The sequence below is a fragment of the Streptomyces sp. NPDC059003 genome, assembly GCF_042740445.1.
GTDB lineage: Bacteria > Actinomycetota > Actinomycetes > Streptomycetales > Streptomycetaceae > Streptomyces.
Window position 1 is genome coordinate 1 of record NZ_JBHYJH010000191.1, and the last position, 16,003, is coordinate 16,003.

General features: G+C 72.0%; 18 protein-coding genes. 8 read left to right on the forward strand and 10 right to left on the reverse strand.

Annotated features, from left to right (window positions below; genetic code table 11):
• Window positions 1–89 precede the first annotated feature (89 nt).
• Together ACFWZ5_RS38915 and ACFWZ5_RS38920 are read left to right on the forward strand one after the other, a co-directional pair.
• On the forward strand, window positions 90–962 hold the full coding sequence (locus tag ACFWZ5_RS38915) for a deoxyribonuclease IV (RefSeq protein WP_384801445.1): 873 nt from the start codon (window positions 90–92) through the stop codon (window positions 960–962).
• 134 nt (window positions 963–1,096) lie between these two features.
• Entirely contained in the window at window positions 1,097–1,612 is a 516-nt protein-coding gene (locus ACFWZ5_RS38920) for a DUF4396 domain-containing protein (RefSeq protein WP_384801442.1), read from the forward strand.
• Between the two features lie 25 nt (window positions 1,613–1,637).
• On the opposite strand, the gene ACFWZ5_RS38925 is transcribed toward ACFWZ5_RS38920, so the two are convergent.
• Window positions 1,638–2,270, reverse strand: coding sequence for a sulfite oxidase-like oxidoreductase (locus ACFWZ5_RS38925; protein WP_384801439.1), 633 nt, complete (start codon window positions 2,268–2,270; stop codon window positions 1,638–1,640).
• A gap of 154 nt (window positions 2,271–2,424) precedes the next feature.
• Here ACFWZ5_RS38925 and bfr point away from each other — a divergent pair, with 154 nt between their 5' ends.
• Window positions 2,425–2,904: a bacterioferritin gene (gene bfr / locus ACFWZ5_RS38930; RefSeq protein WP_384801436.1), complete on the forward strand. Its 480-nt coding sequence runs from the start codon at window positions 2,425–2,427 to the stop codon at window positions 2,902–2,904.
• Window positions 2,905–2,953: 49 nt separating this feature from the next.
• Here bfr and ACFWZ5_RS38935 read toward each other — a convergent pair whose 3' ends face one another.
• From ACFWZ5_RS38935 to ACFWZ5_RS38945, 3 genes are all read right to left on the reverse strand, one after another.
• Window positions 2,954–3,202: a bacterioferritin-associated ferredoxin gene (locus tag ACFWZ5_RS38935; RefSeq protein ID WP_384801433.1), complete on the reverse strand. Its 249-nt coding sequence runs from the start codon at window positions 3,200–3,202 to the stop codon at window positions 2,954–2,956.
• A gap of 156 nt (window positions 3,203–3,358) precedes the next feature.
• The gene (locus tag ACFWZ5_RS38940) at window positions 3,359–4,711 is read right to left on the reverse strand and encodes a class II 3-deoxy-7-phosphoheptulonate synthase (RefSeq protein ID WP_384801430.1); all 1,353 of its coding nucleotides are present in this window, start codon (window positions 4,709–4,711) and stop codon (window positions 3,359–3,361) included.
• A gap of 35 nt (window positions 4,712–4,746) precedes the next feature.
• The gene (locus ACFWZ5_RS38945; protein ID WP_384801427.1) at window positions 4,747–5,652 is read right to left on the reverse strand and encodes a DUF2867 domain-containing protein; all 906 of its coding nucleotides are present in this window, start codon (window positions 5,650–5,652) and stop codon (window positions 4,747–4,749) included.
• A 45-nt stretch (window positions 5,653–5,697) separates the two neighbouring features.
• On the opposite strand from ACFWZ5_RS38945, the gene ACFWZ5_RS38950 reads away from it, so the two are divergent.
• The 3 genes from ACFWZ5_RS38950 to ACFWZ5_RS38960 all read left to right on the forward strand — a co-directional run bounded on the left by ACFWZ5_RS38950 (window position 5,698) and on the right by ACFWZ5_RS38960 (window position 8,372).
• Window positions 5,698–6,294 (forward strand): TetR/AcrR family transcriptional regulator, encoded by a 597-nt coding sequence (locus ACFWZ5_RS38950; protein WP_384801424.1) that lies wholly within the window; start codon window positions 5,698–5,700, stop codon window positions 6,292–6,294.
• A gap of 18 nt (window positions 6,295–6,312) precedes the next feature.
• Window positions 6,313–6,369 (forward strand): trp operon leader peptide, encoded by a 57-nt coding sequence (locus tag ACFWZ5_RS38955; protein WP_138966368.1) that lies wholly within the window; start codon window positions 6,313–6,315, stop codon window positions 6,367–6,369.
• Between the two features lie 113 nt (window positions 6,370–6,482).
• Complete coding sequence (locus ACFWZ5_RS38960) at window positions 6,483–8,372, forward strand: anthranilate synthase family protein (protein ID WP_384801421.1); 1,890 nt, start codon at window positions 6,483–6,485, stop codon at window positions 8,370–8,372.
• Here the strand turns inward: ACFWZ5_RS38960 and ACFWZ5_RS38965 are convergent.
• The 5 genes from ACFWZ5_RS38965 to ACFWZ5_RS38985 all read right to left on the reverse strand — a co-directional run bounded on the left by ACFWZ5_RS38965 (window position 8,315) and on the right by ACFWZ5_RS38985 (window position 13,522).
• Window positions 8,315–9,319: a 2-hydroxyacid dehydrogenase gene (locus tag ACFWZ5_RS38965; RefSeq protein WP_384801418.1), complete on the reverse strand. Its 1,005-nt coding sequence runs from the start codon at window positions 9,317–9,319 to the stop codon at window positions 8,315–8,317. The genes ACFWZ5_RS38960 and ACFWZ5_RS38965 overlap by 58 nt on opposite strands.
• A 287-nt stretch (window positions 9,320–9,606) precedes the next feature.
• The gene (locus ACFWZ5_RS38970; RefSeq protein ID WP_384801415.1) at window positions 9,607–10,635 is read right to left on the reverse strand and encodes a 6-phosphofructokinase; all 1,029 of its coding nucleotides are present in this window, start codon (window positions 10,633–10,635) and stop codon (window positions 9,607–9,609) included.
• Window positions 10,636–10,794: 159 nt separating this feature from the next.
• Window positions 10,795–11,499, reverse strand: coding sequence for a response regulator (locus ACFWZ5_RS38975; protein ID WP_384801413.1), 705 nt, complete (start codon window positions 11,497–11,499; stop codon window positions 10,795–10,797).
• Window positions 11,499–12,722, reverse strand: coding sequence for a MacS family sensor histidine kinase (gene macS / locus ACFWZ5_RS38980; protein WP_384801410.1), 1,224 nt, complete (start codon window positions 12,720–12,722; stop codon window positions 11,499–11,501). The genes ACFWZ5_RS38975 and macS overlap by 1 nt, the downstream gene beginning before the upstream one ends.
• A gap of 56 nt (window positions 12,723–12,778) precedes the next feature.
• Window positions 12,779–13,522 carry a lysophospholipid acyltransferase family protein gene (locus ACFWZ5_RS38985; RefSeq protein WP_384801448.1) on the reverse strand — a complete coding sequence of 248 codons (744 nt, stop codon included), beginning with the start codon at window positions 13,520–13,522 and terminating at the stop codon, window positions 12,779–12,781.
• Between the two features lie 222 nt (window positions 13,523–13,744).
• On the opposite strand from ACFWZ5_RS38985, the gene ACFWZ5_RS38990 reads away from it, so the two are divergent.
• Window positions 13,745–14,524, forward strand: a complete 780-nt coding sequence (locus ACFWZ5_RS38990; RefSeq protein WP_384801408.1) for an alpha/beta hydrolase — start codon at window positions 13,745–13,747, stop codon at window positions 14,522–14,524.
• A complete protein-coding gene (locus ACFWZ5_RS38995; RefSeq protein WP_384801405.1) occupies window positions 14,517–15,164 on the forward strand; it encodes a hypothetical protein in 648 nt (215 codons plus the stop codon). The genes ACFWZ5_RS38990 and ACFWZ5_RS38995 overlap by 8 nt, the downstream gene beginning before the upstream one ends.
• Here ACFWZ5_RS38995 and ACFWZ5_RS39000 read toward each other — a convergent pair.
• Complete coding sequence (locus ACFWZ5_RS39000; protein WP_384801401.1) at window positions 15,161–15,919, reverse strand: endonuclease/exonuclease/phosphatase family protein; 759 nt, start codon at window positions 15,917–15,919, stop codon at window positions 15,161–15,163. The genes ACFWZ5_RS38995 and ACFWZ5_RS39000 overlap by 4 nt on opposite strands.
• Between the last annotated feature and the right edge of the window lie 84 nt (window positions 15,920–16,003).

Consider the following 16,003-nt stretch of genomic DNA (forward strand, 5'->3'; position numbering starts at 1 on the left):
GGCTGAATTCTTCAGCCCGTCCGGCGTTTGAGGACCGGGGTCTGGGGCGCCCCGCGAGGACCCCCACCCCCCATGCCACCCTTGACCCCGTGACCAGCACCAAACCCCACCGCAACCCCGTCGGCAGCCACGTCCCCGTGGCCGGCGGCCTCGCCTCCGTAGGCCTCGCCTACGCCCACGACCTGGCCGCGGAAACCGTCCAGGTCTTCGTCGCGAACCCACGAGGCTGGGCGACCCCACCCGGCAACCCCCAGCAGGACGAGGCGTTCCGCCAGGCCTGCGCGGCCGAGGGCATCCCGGCGTACGTCCACGCGCCCTACCTCATCAACTTCGGTTCGCACACGGAGGCGACGGTCGAGAAGTCCGTGGAGTCGCTGCGGCACTCCCTGCGCCGCGGCCGCGAGATCGGCGCCCTTGGCGTGGTCGTGCACACGGGCTCGGCGACGGGCGGCCGGGACCGCGGCGTGGCACTGCGGCAGGTGCGCGAGCGCATGCTGCCGCTGCTCGACGAGCTGACGCACGACGACGACCCGTTCCTGCTCCTGGAGTCGACCGCGGGCCAGGGCTCCTCGCTGTGCTCGCGCACCTGGGACTTCGGGCCGTACTTCGAGGCCCTCGACGCCCATCCCAAGCTCGGCGTCTGCCTGGACACCTGCCACATCTTCGCCGCCGGGCACGATCTGACCGGCCCCGACGGCGCCCGGCAGACCCTGGACCTGCTCGTCGACACCGTCGGCGAGGGCCGCCTGAAGCTGGTGCACGCCAACGACTCCAAGGACGTCGTGGGCGCCCACAAGGACCGGCACGAGAACATCGGCGCGGGCCACATCGGCCCCGAGGCCTTCCGCGAGCTGATCGCCCACCCGGCCATGGACGGCGTACCGCTGATCATCGAGACGCCCGGCGGCAAGGAAGGACACGCGGCGGACGTGGCACGGCTCAAGGAGCTGCGCCAGGGCTGAGACGGCTCCGGTGCGGCCGAGCGTCCCGACAACTGAAGATCCTCACGACTGAAGATCCCTTGAGGAATACCCCGAGGGGGTATACGGTTCCTGCTGAGTCGCAGGAACCGCTCTCTGACGCTGGGGGACACCACATGCAGCACGACACGCACGGGCACCACGACCACGCGGCGCACGCACACGCACACGCACACCACCAGCACGGCGGCGGCAAGGTCTCCTGGTCCATGGCCGCGCAGGCGACCCTGCACTGCCTCACCGGGTGCGCCATCGGCGAGGTGCTCGGGATGATCATCGGCACCGCGCTCGGCTGGGGCAACATGCCGACGATGGCCCTCGCGATCGTGCTCGCGTTCTTCTTCGGCTACTCGCTGACGCTGCGCGGCATCCTCAAGGCGGGCGTCGACTTCAGGACAGCGATCCGGGTCGCCCTCGCCGCGGACACGCTGTCGATCGCCGTCATGGAGCTCATCGACAACGGCGTGATCGCGCTGTGGCCCGACGGCATGGACGCGCATCTGTCGGACGCGATGTTCTGGTACGTCCTCGCGATCGCGCTCGCCGCCGCCTTCGTGATCACGACGCCGGTGAACAAGTGGATGATCGGCCGCGGCAAGGGCCACGCGGTGGTGCACCAGTACCACCACTGACCGGCCACAACAGCACAGCCAGGAGTCAGAGCTCGGGGCCGTCCCCGGGCTCTTCCTGGTACGAGTAGCGCTGCTCGCGCCAGGGGTCGCCGATGTTGTGGTACCCCCGCTCCTCCCAGAAGCCGCGGCGGTCGGCGGTCATGTACTCGATGCCGCGGACCCACTTCGGGCCCTTCCACGCGTACAGGTGGGGCACCACGAGCCGCAGCGGGAAGCCGTGCTCCGCGGTGAGGAGTTCGCCGCCCTTGTGCGTGGCGAAAATCGTGCGCTCGGAGACGAAGTCCGCCATCCGGAGGTTCGAGCTGAAGCCGTACTCGGCCCAGACCATGACGTGGGTGACGTTCGGCGCGGGCGGGGCGAGCGCGAGGACGTCACGGGCGAGCACACCGCCCCACTCGGCGCCGAGCATGCTGAACTTCGTGACGCAGTGCAGATCGGCGACCACCGTCGCGTACGGAAGGGCCGAGAACTCCTCGTGCGTCCAGGAGTGCTTCTCGCCGTCGGCCGTGGCCCCGAAGACCCTGAAGTCCCAGCGCTCCGGGCGGAACTTGGGCACCGGGCCGTAGTGCGTGACCGGCCAGCCGCGCTGCAGTCGCTGCCCCGGCGGAAGCTCCGGATCCGCTCCGTCCCGAGATGTGCGACCCACCGGCTGACCCATGCCTCCATCCTGACAGACGGGGAGCAGTGGACGTGACCAGGTATACGTGGATTCGGGCAACTCCTACTAAGCGTGCACTTACTGGACGCCCCTCGGACGCCAGTGCAAGGATGCGCGCACCTGCCAGTCCCCCCGCTTGGAAGGAGCCTCTGCGATGCAGGGCGACCCCGAGGTCATCGAATTCCTCAACGAGCAGCTGACCGCCGAGCTCACCGCGATCAACCAGTACTTCCTGCACGCGAAGATGCAGGAGAACAACGGCTGGACGAAGCTCGCCAAGTTCACCCGGTCCGAGTCGATCGACGAGATGAAGCACGCGGAGGTGCTGACCGACCGGATCCTCTTCCTCGACGGCCTGCCCAACTACCAGCGGCTCTTCCACGTCCGCATCGGCCAGTCCGTCACCGAGATGTTCCAGGCCGACCGGCAGATCGAGGTCGAGGCGATCGACCGCCTCAAGCGCGGGATCGAGGTGATGCGCGCCAAGGGCGACATCACGTCCGCGAACATCTTCGAGTCGATCCTCGAGGACGAGGAGCACCACATCGACTATCTCGACACCCAGCTGGAGCTGGTGGAGAAGCTCGGCGAGCCGCTGTACATCGCGCAGCTCATCGAGCAGCCGGAGAGCTGACCCGGCCCAGGGCCCGGCCCAGGGCCCGCCCCGGGCGCCCCGGCAGCGGCTAGGCCGCTTCCGGCAGCTCCGCCTCCGGGACCAGGGCCACCGCAGGATCGCCCTGGTCGACCAGCTCACGCCGCGGGCACGCGCCCCGGCCGAGCAGTGCCTGGATGCGCCGCACGCACGACCCGCAGTCGGTGCCCGCCTTGCAGGCCGACGCTATCTGGCGGGGGGTGCAGGCGCCGTCCTCCGCGTGCTTCTTCACCTGTGCCTCGGTCACCCCGAAGCAGTTGCAGACGTACACGCGGTTCACCTCCCGGTCAGGATCTATCGGTAGCGCCGTCCCGATTGATCGGTGAGGCTAACCTAACCTTACCCGCGACCCCGGACCCACAAAAGTCCCGGGTACGCCGGTGGGGCACGGATCACACGGATCCGCGCCCCACCTGTACCTCTGTACGCGCTGTGCCTACTGGTCCCGGTACATCTCCGCCACCAGGAAGGCCAGGTCCAGCGACTGGCTGCGGTTGAGCCGCGGGTCGCAGGCCGTCTCGTAGCGCTGGTGCAGGTCGTCGACGAAGATCTCGTCGCCGCCGCCCACGCACTCCGTGACGTCGTCGCCGGTGAGCTCCACGTGGATGCCGCCCGGGTGCGTGCCGAGCGCCTTGTGGACCTCGAAGAAGCCCTTGACCTCGTCGAGCACGTCGTCGAAGCGGCGGGTCTTGTGGCCGGACGCCGCCTCGTAGGTGTTGCCGTGCATCGGGTCGGTGATCCAGGCGACCGTCGCGCCGGACGCGGTGACCTTCTCGACCAGCTCGGGGAGCTTGTCGCGGACCTTGTCCGCGCCCATGCGGGCGATGAAGGTGAGCCGGCCGGGCTCGCGCTCCGGGTCGAGGCGCTCGATGTACTGCAGCGCCTCCTCGGCCGTCGTCGTCGGGCCGAGCTTGATGCCGATCGGGTTGCGGATCCTCGAGGCGAACTCGATGTGCGCGCCGTCCAGTTGACGGGTGCGCTCGCCGATCCAGACCATGTGGCCCGAGACGTCGTACAGCTCGCCCGTGCGGGAGTCGACGCGGGTCAGCGCCGACTCGTAGTCGAGAAGCAGCGCCTCGTGGGACGAGAAGAACTCGACCGTCTTGAACTCCTCCGGGTCCGTGCCGCAGGCCCGCATGAAGTTGAGCGCGTTGTCGATCTCGCGGGCCAGCTGCTCGTAGCGCTGGCCGGACGGGGACGACTTCACGAAGTCCTGGTTCCAGGCGTGCACCTGGCGCAGGTCGGCGTAGCCGCCGGTGGTGAAGGCGCGCACCAGGTTGAGCGTCGACGCGGAGGCGTTGTACATCCGCTTCAGGCGCTCGGGGTCCGGGACGCGGGCCGCCTCGGTGAAGTCGAAGCCGTTGACCGAGTCGCCGCGGTAGGTCGGCAGGGTCACGCCGTCGCGGGTCTCGGTGGGCTTGGAGCGCGGCTTCGAGTACTGCCCGGCGATGCGGCCGACCTTCACGACCGGCACGGAGGCGGCGTACGTGAGGACGGCGCCCATCTGGAGCAGGGTCTTGAGCTTGTTCCGGATGTGATCGGCCGAGACGGCGTCGAAGGCCTCGGCGCAGTCGCCGCCCTGGAGCAGGAACGCCTCTCCCTTGGCGACGGCCGCCATGCGGGCGCGCAGCTGGTCGCACTCGCCCGCGAAGACGAGCGGCGGATACGACTCGAGGTCCGCGATCACATCGCGCAGAGCCTCGGCATCGGGGTACTCGGGCTGCTGCGCCGCGGGCAGGTTTCGCCAGGTGTTGCCAGCGCTCGCGCTGGTCTTAGCGTTCACGGTCACGCCGTCAACACTAAAGGGTTCGCCGGGGCGTCCATTCACCCGCTCACAAAGTGAGACGGGTCAGACACCGAGCGCTCGGCCGCGCTCGGGGCGGCGAGTGCCAACGCCCGGTGCGTGCGCCGCAGCATCAGGCGCGCCATGCGGGGGTGCGCGAGCCGCACCACGCCCCAGTAGAGCCGGCCGCGGGCCGTGTCGGCGCGAACGGCCGTGCTGAGAGTGATGTGCCCGTCGTCGACGTGGATCGATGCGCGGGCGGTCAGGCCCTTGACCTGGACGTCCAGGAGCACCTCGCCGTCCTCGCGGGCCAGGACCGGGAAGCCCCGCAGGACGCCGGTCCAGGCCCCGGGGTCGCGGGGCAGGCCGGGGAGCAGCGGCATGCGGTACGCGTCCCGGTAGCCGGGGCGGTCGACGGCGTCGCGGATCAGGCGGGCGTCCGCGGGCCGGTCGACCGTTTCCGGGCGGTCCCAGCCGAGACGGTTGAGCAGTCGGACACGGGGCGTCCAGCGGACGGGGGACGCGCAGTCGCCCGTCGCGGCCCGCTCGACGTTGTCGAAGAGCTCCTCGACCATCGTGTCGTGCACGGGCCGGATCACCGTGGGCCACAGGAGCCGCTCCCGGCCCTTCGGCTCGGTCACCAGGACGTGCCGCACGCGGCAGCGGCGCTCCCCCAGCGGCTCGACGGTCAGCTCGTGGAAGCCGCCCCCGGGGTCGGTGAAGTCGAAGCGGACGCGGCGCCCGGGCTCGTACGCCGCCACCCGGTACCGGACCGGGCCGTGGCCGCCGGTCGCGCCCACGCCGAGCGGCCGGTCGAGGGTCATCGCGGGCCAGGCGGGGGTCGGGAAGAGGGGGTCGTCCGGGGCCGACAGGCGGTCGATCAGCGCCCCCACCACGTCGGCCGGGACCGGAATCACTCGCTCGTGCACATTGCGTACGACACCCACGGCGCACCTCCATACGCTTCCGTATGGTCAACCGTACGGTAGCGTATGGTCATGGCGCAACGGCAGCAGCGGAAGACCCCGGCGAAGGCCCGGCTCAGCGCTCGGGACTGGGCCGACGCGGCGCTCGCCGCGATCGCCGACGGCGGGCTCGCGGCGGTCGCCGTGGAGCCGCTCGCGGTCCGGCTCGGCACCACCAAGGGGAGCTTCTACTGGCACTTCGCGAACCGCGACGCCCTGATCGAGGCCGCGCTCGACCGCTGGACGGAGATCAGCACCGAGGGGGTCATCAGCGAGGTCGAGGCCGAGCCGGACGTCCGCAGGCGCATCCGGCTGCTCTTCGCCGAGGCCATCAGCTCGGCGTCCGCCGACCCGCTCGAGATCTCGCTGCTCGCGACCGCCTCGCACCCCAAGGTCGCCGCCGCCCTGCGCCGGGTGACCGAGCGCCGCGTCGCGTACGTGGCCGGGCTCTTCGCCGAGCTCGGCTTCCCCGAGCCGGAGGCCCGCCGCCGCGGCCTGCTCGCGTACACGGTCTACCTGGGCCACGCCCAGCTCGGGCACGCGGTGCCGTCGGTGCTGCCCGGCGAGGACGAGTTCGGCGCCTACCTGGACGAGGCGTTCGACGGCCTGATGACGCGCCCGTGATGCGCTAGGGTGCGGGGCATGTTCACGCAGTCGACCCGCTCCTGGTGGTGGCCCGCTCATCCGGCGGCCCACTGACTGCGCGTACCCAGCAGACATCGCGAAGGCCGCCCGAGGGGCGGCCTTCAGTGTTTCCCGGACGGCGTCCGGGACCGGCCGTTCCTCTCCCGCCCAGAGAAGGAACAGCCGCCATGCACCTCTCCGACGTCATGACCGACGACCGACCGTTCGCCCTCCTGCGCCGCCGCACGCCCGGCCGCGACCAGGACACGGTGGAGGTCCTGATCGGCCCCGTGGCCGCGTACGACGCTCTCGCCGACATCCCCGAGGGCCTCGCGCTCGTGCCGTTCCGGCAGATCAGGGAGCGCGGCTTCGACGTGACCGACGACGGCACGCCGCTGTTGGTCCTCACCCCCGAGGAGCGGCACGAACTGCCGCTCGCCGACGCCCTCGCGGCCCTCCCCGAGCGGGACGTGCGCGTCGTGGACGGGGCCTTCGACGTGAGCGACGAGGAGTACGCCGAGACCGTCGGCCGGGTCCTGCGCGAGGAGATCGGGCGGGGCGAGGGCGCGAACTTCGTGATCCGGCGTACGTACGAGGGCAGGGTCCCCGGGTTCGGGCGGGCTCAGGCGCTGGCGCTGTTCCGGCGGCTGCTCACCGGCGAGCGCGGTGCGTACTGGACGTTCGTCGTACACACCGGGGACCGCACGCTGGTCGGGGCGAGTCCCGAGGTGCATGTGCGGATGTCCGGCGGGACCGTCGTGATGAACCCCATCAGCGGGACCTACCGCTACCCGGCCGAGGGGCCGACCGTCGACGGCCTGCTCCGCTTCCTCTCCGACGCCAAGGAGACCGAGGAGCTGTCGATGGTCGTCGACGAGGAGCTCAAGATGATGTGCACGGTCGGCGACATGGGGGGCGTGGTGGTCGGGCCGCGTCTGAAGGAGATGGCGCATCTGGCGCACACCGAGTACGAGCTGCGGGGGCGGTCGTCCCTGGACGTGCGGGACGTGCTCAGGGAGACCCTGTTCGCGGCGACCGTCACCGGCTCGCCCGTGCAGAACGCCTGCCGGGTCATCGAGCGCCACGAACGGGGCGGGCGCGGCTACTACGCGGGGGCGCTCGCCCTGGTCGGCCGGGACGCGGGCGGGGCGCAGACCCTGGACTCGCCCATCCTGATCCGCACCGCCGACATCGCCGCCGACGGCCGTCTGCGGGTGCCGGTGGGGGCGACGCTCGTGCGCGGCTCGGACCCGGCCGGTGAGGTGGCGGAGACGCACGCGAAGGCGGCGGGCGTCCTCGCGGCGCTCGGGGTGCGGCCCGGGCGCGCGCGGGACGAGGCCGCGCGGCCCGCGCTCGCCGACGACCCGCGGGTGCGGGCGGCCCTCGACGGGCGCCGGGCCCACCTCGCGCCGTTCTGGCTGCGGATGCAGAAGGTGGCGCACGATCTGTCGGGGCACGCGCTCGTGGTCGACGGCGAGGACACGTTCACGGCGATGCTCGCACACGTGCTGCGCTCGTCGGGGCTCACGGTCACGGTCCGGCGGTACGACGAGCCGGGCCTCGCGGACGCCGCGCGGGCGCACGAGGGCCCGGTCGTGCTCGGCCCCGGGCCCGGCGACCCGTCCGACGCGGCCGACCCGAAGATGCGGCTCCTGCGCTCCCTCACGGCCGGGCTCATCGGCGACCGGCGCCGGCCGGTGCTCGGCGTGTGCCTCGGCCACGAGCTGATCGCGGCCGAGCTGGGCCTGGAGATCGTCCGCAAGGAGGTCCCCTACCAGGGGGCGCAGACGACGGTCGACCTGTTCGGGCGGCGGGAGACCGTCGGCTTCTACAACAGCTTCGTGGCGCGCTGCGACGACGAGGCCGAGGCCGAGCTGGCCGCGCACGGCGTCGAGGTCGCCCGCGACCCGGCCACGGGCGAGGTGCACGCGCTGCGCGGCCCCGGGTTCGCCGGCGTCCAGTTCCACCCGGAGTCGGTGCTCTCGCTGCGCGGCGCGGCCGTGGTGCGGGAACTGCTCGGTCAGCTGGCCGGGGCCCCGGGCACGAGCACGTTCTCCGAGCGGCGGCCCGCCCGGTAGTCGAGGACGTTGGTGACCGTGGCGTCGATGATCTGGCCGACGGCGTCCTCGGTGTAGTACGCCTGGTGCGAGGTGACCACGACGTTCGGGAACGTGACGAGGCGGGCCAGGGTGTCGTCCTCGACGACTTCGAGGGACTTGTCGAGGAAGAAGAGCCCGGCCTCCGCCTCGTACACGTCGAGGCCGACGCCCGTGAAGCGGCCCGCGCGGAGCTCCGCGACGAGGGCGTCGGTCTCGATGAGGCCGCCGCGGCTGGAGTTCACCAGGATCGCGTCGTCCTTCATGGCGCGCAGCGCGGCGGCGTCGATGAGGTGCCGGGTCGCGGGCAGCAGCGGTACGTGCAGACTGATCAGGTCGGACTCGGCGAAGAGCCGGTCCTTGTCGACGTACTTCATGCCGAGGCCCACGCACTCGGGGTTCTCGGCGACGTCCCAGCCGAGCAGGGTCATGCCGAAGCCGTGCGCGATCCGGGCGAAGGCCGCGCCGATCTTGCCGGTGCCGAGGACGCCGACGGTGCGGCCCCGGAAGTCCCGGCCCATCAGGCCGTCGAGGCGGAAGTCGAAGTCGCGGGTGCGGTTGCTCGCGCGGACGATGCGGCGGTTGACGGCCATCGCCAGGGTCCAGGCGAACTCCGCCACGGAGTACGGCGAGTAGTACGAGACGCGGGCGACGGTGAGGCCGAGGCGCTCGGCGACCTGGAGGTCGATGTTGTTGAAGCCCGTGGAGCGCTGGGCGATCATCTGGGTGCCGCCGGCGGCGAGGGTCTGCAGGACGCGGTTGTCCAGGACGGCGTTGACGCTGGTGGAGATGATCTCGTAGCCGGCGGCGATGGGGGCGGTGTCCTCCGTCAGGAAGACGTCCAGGCAGCGGATGTCGTGGTGCGGGGCGAAGGCCTTCTCGATGAGGGGGCGCTCGTCGGCCTGGACGCCGAAGGCGAGAATCTCCACGGTTTCACTCCCGTTGGGGTACGCAGGTTCCGTACAGGGTGAATATACGTTTCCGTGGCATTTGGTGCCGTCGGGCGGCAACCGGCCCCCGCCGCTCCGCGGCGGGGTTTCTCCCACCCGCCCGCCCATGACGCTCGTCCCCGGCGCGCCGAAAACCCGCCGCGGTGGGATCAGCCGCCGGCGGCGATCAGGCCCCGCCGGAGGCGGTCACCTGCCGTGCGAGTGGAAACGGGCGGGCGAGTGGGAGGGAAAACCGCCGCGGTAGCGGCGGCACCACCCACCGGCCGTCAGCCGAAGAAGACGCCGACCTCCTCGTACAGGGAGGGGTCCACCGTCTTCAGCCTGGCCGTCGCATCCGCGATAGGCACGCGGACGATGTCCGTGCCGCGCAGCGCGACCATCTTGCCGAAGTCGCCGTCCCGGACGGCGTCGATCGCGTGCAGGCCGAACCGCGTGGCGAGCCAGCGGTCGAACGCGCTGGGGGTGCCGCCGCGCTGCACATGGCCGAGGACCGTCGTACGGGCCTCCTTGCCCGTGCGCCGCTCCACCTCCTTGGCCAGCCACTCGCCGACCCCGGACAGGCGCACGTGCCCGAACGAGTCGAGGGACCCGTCCTTGAGGACCATCTCGCCGTCCTTGGGCATCGCCCCTTCGGCGACGACGACGATCGGCGCGTAGGAGGCCTTGAAGCGCGAGGTGACCCAGGCGCAGACCTGGTCGAGGTCGAAGCGCTGCTCGGGGATGAGGATGACGTTGGCGCCGCCCGCGAGGCCCGAGTGCAGCGCGATCCAGCCGGCGTGCCGGCCCATGACCTCGACGACCAGGACCCGCATGTGCGACTCGGCGGTGGTGTGGAGGCGGTCGATGGCCTCCGTGGCGATGCCGACGGCCGTGTCGAAGCCGAAGGTGTAGTCGGTGGCGGACAGGTCGTTGTCGATGGTCTTCGGTACGCCGACGACGGGCACGCCGTACTCGTCGGTGAGGCGCGCGGCGACGCCGAGGGTGTCCTCGCCGCCGATCGCGATCAGGGCGTCGACCTCGGTCTTGGCGAGGTTGTCCTTGATGCGGCGGATGCCGCCCTCGACCTTGAGGGGGTTGGTGCGCGAGGAGCCGAGCACGGTGCCGCCGCGCGGCAGGATGCCGCGTACGGCGGGGATGTCGAGCTGGACGGTGTCGCCCTCCAGCGGACCGCGCCAGCCGTCCCGGAAGCCGACGAAGTCATAGCCGTACTCCTGCACGCCCTTGCGGACGACGCCCCGGATGACGGCATTGAGCCCGGGGCAGTCGCCGCCTCCGGTCAGAACTCCGACCCGCATGGAAATGTCCCTTCGCCGCGGTTGCGCTGACGCGGGCCACGCTAATGGTGATCCGCGTCACTCCGGGATGGGGCGAACGGTGAATTCCGGGACGTGGTACGGGAGTTGCGGGTGGGGCGAGCACTCCGGTTCACCCGAAGGGGTCACCCGCCGGTGGGGTCATCCTCCGGTGGGCTCGTCCGTGTCGAGGCCGCGCTCGATGGCGTACCGCACGAGCTCGACGCGGTTGTGCAGCTGGAGCTTGCCGAGGGTGTTCTGGACGTGGTTCTGCACCGTGCGGTGCGAGATGACCAGGCGCTCGGCGATCTGCTTGTAGCTGAGGCCCTTGGCGACCAGGCGCAGGACCTCCGTCTCGCGGTCGGTCAGGCGCGGGGCACCCGGCTCGTCGGGCGTCGCGGGGGCGGGCTCGGACGCCAGGCGGCGGTACTCGCCGAGGACCAGGCCCGCGAGTCCCGGCGTGAACACGGCGTCGCCGACGGCGGTGCGGCGCACGGCGTCGATGAGCTCGTCGGTGGACGCGGACTTCAACAGGTAGCCGGTGGCGCCGGACTTGACGGCCTCCAGGACGTCGGCGTGCTCGCCGCTCGCCGAGAGCACCAGGACGCGCAGGGCCGCGTTGGCGCCGACGAGCTCCTTGCAGACCTGGACGCCCGGCTTCAGCGGCAGGTTCAGGTCGAGCACGAGCACGTCGGGGGCCGCGGCCTGGGCGCGGCGCACCGCCTGCTCGCCGTCGCCCGCGGTCGCCACCACGTCGAAGCCGGACTCGGCGAGGTCGCGGGCGACGGCGTCGCGCCACATCGGGTGGTCGTCGACGACCATCACCTTGACCGGGTCCCCGGCACTCTGCTTCCGCTGCTCGCTCATCAACGCACTGCCTGCCCCCCTGCGCCCCTGGGGACGCGTAGTTCCACTTCCGTTCCCTGGCCCGGCACCGAGATCAGCTCGGCCGTGCCCCCGATGTCCCGGAGGCGGCCGCGGATCGACAGGGCGACGCCGAGCCGCCCCTCCCCCTCGGCCTGCGCCAGCCGCCCCTCCGGGATGCCCGGCCCGTCGTCGCGGACCGTCACGATGACGGCGTCCGGCTCGTCCTCGACGAGGATCCAGGCGCGGGCGCCGTCCCCCGCGTGCCTGCGGACATTGTCCAGGGCGGCGCCGACGGCCGCCGCGAGTTCCCTGGCGGCGCCCGGGGCGAGCGGCACGGGCGCGCCGGGCTCCGAGAGCGTCACCTTCGATCCGGCGTACGGCGCGAGCAGCGCGCGCAGGTCGCGCGGCGCCGTGTCGGACGGCTCGTCGTCCGGCTCCTCCACGACGCGGACGACGGCGCCGTCCGCGGCGTCCTCCGAGGCGTGCGAGGCCGGCACCAGGCCTCCGGCGACCAGCGTGCGCAGGGCGACCTCCTGCTCGCCCGCCATCCGGCCGAGCTCGGCCGCCTCGCCGCCGATGGCGGTGCCGCGGCGCTGCACCATCGCGAGGACCTGGAGGACGCTGTCGTGGATGTCCCGGGCCAGGCGCTCCCGCTCACGCGTGGCGGCCTCGATCTCCAGGGCCCGGGCGAGCGTGCGCTCGGACGCGCGGGCGACCTCCACCACGTAGCCGATGGCGATGGAGGCGATGCACACGAGCAGGACGTTGTGGACCGTGTCGCGGCTGAACGCGCCGCGCTGCACGACGTTCGCGATGCCCACGAGCAGCGACGCGAAGGCGGCCCAGCGCCAGCCGCCCTTGATCGCGAAGGCGAGGACGGACCCCGCCGCCCATATCGAGGGCAGCGTCGGGCCGCCGTCGGAGATCCGCTCGGCGGCGTCGGCGGCGCGGGTCAGGAGGATGCCGGTGAGCGCGACCGCGAGGTCGACGACGAGGAAGCGCTTGGTGCAGCTCGCCGCGTTGGCGACCTTCGGCAGCGTGGCGAGGGTCCAGGCGGCGAGCACCGCGAAGTAGGCGATGGCCACCCAGGGACGGGCGAAGTCGCGGTGCGCGGCGACGAAGAGAGCGATGGCGTACAGCATGGTCAGGACGCGGTATCCGGCGAGCGCGCGCCACAGCGGCAGCTCGACCGACATCCTCATGACTTTTTCGCGCCTGGCCATGACCCCCACGCCCCCACCCCACGGGGCGCCCGCGGCGCCCCTTTGCACCGACGCCGTCAGGCGCCGGACCGTTCCCGCTCCGCCTTCTCCGCCTTCACGGCTTCCTTCGCCGCCTTGGCCGCCTCCGAGAGCTGGCGCTTCGCGGCGGTCGCGTACATGTCGACGTACTCCTGGCCGGAGAGCTTCATGATCTCGTACATGACCTCGTCGGTGACCGCGCGCAGGACGAAGCGGTCGTGCTCCATGCCCTGGTAGCGGCTGAAGTCGAGCGGCTCGCCGATGCGGATGCCGGGGCGCATCAGCTTCGGCATCACCTTTCCGGGCGGCTGGATCTTCTCGGTGTCGATCATCGCCACGGGGATGACCGGGGCGCCGGTGGCGAGCGCGACGCGGGCGAGGCCGCCCGGCTTGCCGCGGTAGAGGCGGCCGTCGGGCGAGCGGGTGCCCTCGGGGTAGATCCCGAACAGCTCGCCGCGCTCCAGGACCTCGATGCCGCTCTTGATGGCCGCCTCGCCCGCGCCGCGCGCGCCGGAGCGGTCCACCGGCAGCTGTCCGACGCCCTTGAAGAACGCGGCCGTCATCCGGCCCTTGATGCCGGGCGTGGTGAAGTACTCGGCCTTCGCGATGAAGGTGACCTTGCGGTCGAGGACCGCAGGCAGGAAGAAGGAGTCCGAGAACGACAGGTGGTTGCTCGCCAGGATGGCGGGGCCCTCGGCGGGAATGTTCTCGAGGCCTTCCACCCAGGGCCTGAAGGCGAGCTTCAGGGGCCCTCCGATGGAGAGCTTCATTGCGCCGTAGATCAAACCGAGTGCCTCCTGTGTCTGTGGATCAGACCATAACCCGACGAAGGCCCCCGCTCCCCCCCGGAGCGCGGCCGGCGGACCCCGCCCCGGGGCGCCGCCGGGGCGGGCCGCGCGCCGCGAAGGACCTGGTCGGTGTCGGTCCCGTCGCGTACCGTGAAGTACTCCCCGAACACGAAGTACCTCACCTCACGCAACCCCACCTCACGAAGGAGACCGAAGGTGCCGGTCCTCCCCGGAGCCGAGCCGTACCGCCACGAGGGCGGCGAGGTCGGCGTCCTGCTGTGTCACGGCTTCACCGGATCCCCCCAGTCCCTGCGCCCCTGGGCGGAGTACCTCGCGGAGCGCGGCCTGACCGTGTCCCTGCCGCTGCTCCCAGGACACGGCACACGCTGGCAGGACATGCAGGTCACGGGCTGGCAGGACTGGTACGCGGAGGTGGACCGCGAGCTGCGCCTGCTGAGCGAGCGCTGCGCCGAGGTGTTCGTCTTCGGCCTGTCGATGGGCGGCGCCCTCGCCCTGCGGCTCGCCGCGAAGCACGGCGACGCGGTGCGCGGCGTGGTCGTCGTCAACCCGGCGAACAAGGTGCACGGCCTGGCCGCGCACGCCCTGCCGGTCGCCCGCTTCCTGGTGCCCACCACCAAGGGCATCGCCAGCGACATCGCCAAGGACGGCTCGGCCGAGATCGGGTACGACCGCGTGCCGCTGCACGCCGCGCACTCGATGCGCCGCTTCTTCCGCCTCGTCGACGCGGAACTGCCGCAGGTCACCCAGCCGTTGCTGCTCCTGCACAGCCCGAACGACCACGTGGTGCCGCCCGCCGACTCCGCCCGCGTCCTCAGCCGGATCTCGTCCACGGACGTCACGGAGCTCCTGCTGGAACAGAGCTACCACGTCGCGACGTTGGACCACGACGCGGACCGGATCTTCGAGGAGAGCTACGCGTTCATCGGCCGGCTCGCCGCAAAGGCAGGCAAGGAAGGGACGGCCACCGGTGGCTGAGCAGCAGGACCGCGACGAGAGCCGCGAGCCCGACGAGCGGACGGCACCCCCGGGCGGGGAGCCCGCCGTGCCCCTGGACGAGGAGGCCGCCTGGCGCGCCATCGTCGCCGGGTACGGCGAGGAGCCCGCGGACCCGCCCGGCGCCAAGCCGTTCAAGTCGGTCGAGGACCTGGCGCTCCTGGAGGCGGAGACCAACGGCCCGGCGTCCGACGAGGAGCGCACCGGCCCGTCGAAGGACTCCGCCCTTTCGAAGGACATCGGCGACAAGAGCGGTGACGGCGCGCGGCCGCTCGGCAGCTCGGTCTCCTTCGCCCCGGGCGTGGGCGGCGCGGGCCCGCGCGACTACGACGCCCCCGAGGCGTCCGAGGACGACTTCGACGCGGACGACGAGGGCCACTTCGTGCCGCCCGAGCCGCCGCCGCTGCCCGAGGCCGACGTCACGGCGAAGTTCGCCTGGCTGGCCGTGATCGGCGGCCCCGTGCTGCTGCTGCTCGCCGTCCTGCTCGGCTGGCAGATGACGTGGTGGCTCACGACGCTCGGCATCGGCGGCTTCCTCGGCGGCTTCACGACGCTGGTGGTGCGGATGAAGGGCGACGACGACGAAGAACACGACGACCCGGGCCGAGGGGCGGTCGTCTAGGCGGGCAGCCTCAGCGCCGCCAGCACAGGAAGGTGGTCCGTCGCCGCCCTGAGGTCCGCGTCCGTCACCCCCGGGTGGCCGAGGGGCACTCCGCAGCCCAGGACCTGGACGCCCGGGGTCGCGAAGATGCCGTCGATGCGCTGGTGCGGGTCGGTGGGCGTCGAGGTGTACTCGCCGCCCCAGGGCGCGGTGGCCCAGCAGTCCTGAAGGTCGCCCGCCAGCCTGCGGAACGTCCGCCCGTCGGGCCGGTCGTTGAGGTCGCCGCCCGCGACCGCGTGGTCCACGCCCATCGTGGCGAGCCGGTCGAGCAGCATGCCGCCCTGGTCGTACCGCTCGTCGCTCTGCAGGCTCAAGTGGCAGCTCAGGACGCCGAGCCGGACGCCGCCGAAGCGGACGACGGCCGTGGCGAAGCCGCGCCGGTGCAGGCCGGGCGTCAGCGGAAGCAGCACGTCCTCGGTCCGCTCGACGGTCGCCCGCAGCGAGCAGAGCAGCGCGGGCCCGGCCGCCGTGGCACCACCGGAGAGCAGCACCAGATCCGCCGCACGGGCGAGCCGCGTCAGCTTCTTGCGCCAGCGGAAGAACCGCGGCGCCTCCTGCACGAGGACGAGGTCGGGCGCGCACGCGGCGATGACGCGGGCGAGCGCGTCCGTGTCGTCGCGCATCGAGCGGATGTTGTAGCTGAGTACGCGGATGACGGCCGAACCATCGGCTTCGGTGCGGGAGTTGGGCAGGTCACGCGTCGGGCTCGTGGGCATGGCGATCAAGATACGGGACACGCGCGGCGGAAACATGAAAGCGCCGGACGGGCTGGATGTATCCAGCCCGTCCGGCGTTTGAGG

Coding starts and splice junctions, on each gene's coding strand:
- ACFWZ5_RS38920 (WP_384801442.1), top strand. CDS start 1,097: ATGCAGCACGACACGCACGGGCACCACGACCACGCGGCGCACGCACAC.
- ACFWZ5_RS38925 (WP_384801439.1), bottom strand. CDS start 2,270: ATGGGTCAGCCGGTGGGTCGCACATCTCGGGACGGAGCGGATCCGGAG.
- bfr (WP_384801436.1), top strand. CDS start 2,425: ATGCAGGGCGACCCCGAGGTCATCGAATTCCTCAACGAGCAGCTGACC.
- ACFWZ5_RS38950 (WP_384801424.1), top strand. CDS start 5,698: ATGGTCATGGCGCAACGGCAGCAGCGGAAGACCCCGGCGAAGGCCCGG.
- ACFWZ5_RS38960 (WP_384801421.1), top strand. CDS start 6,483: ATGCACCTCTCCGACGTCATGACCGACGACCGACCGTTCGCCCTCCTG.
- ACFWZ5_RS38970 (WP_384801415.1), bottom strand. CDS start 10,635: ATGCGGGTCGGAGTTCTGACCGGAGGCGGCGACTGCCCCGGGCTCAAT.
- ACFWZ5_RS38975 (WP_384801413.1), bottom strand. CDS start 11,499: ATGAGCGAGCAGCGGAAGCAGAGTGCCGGGGACCCGGTCAAGGTGATG.
- macS (WP_384801410.1), bottom strand. CDS start 12,722: ATGGCCAGGCGCGAAAAAGTCATGAGGATGTCGGTCGAGCTGCCGCTG.
- ACFWZ5_RS39000 (WP_384801401.1), bottom strand. CDS start 15,919: ATGCCCACGAGCCCGACGCGTGACCTGCCCAACTCCCGCACCGAAGCC.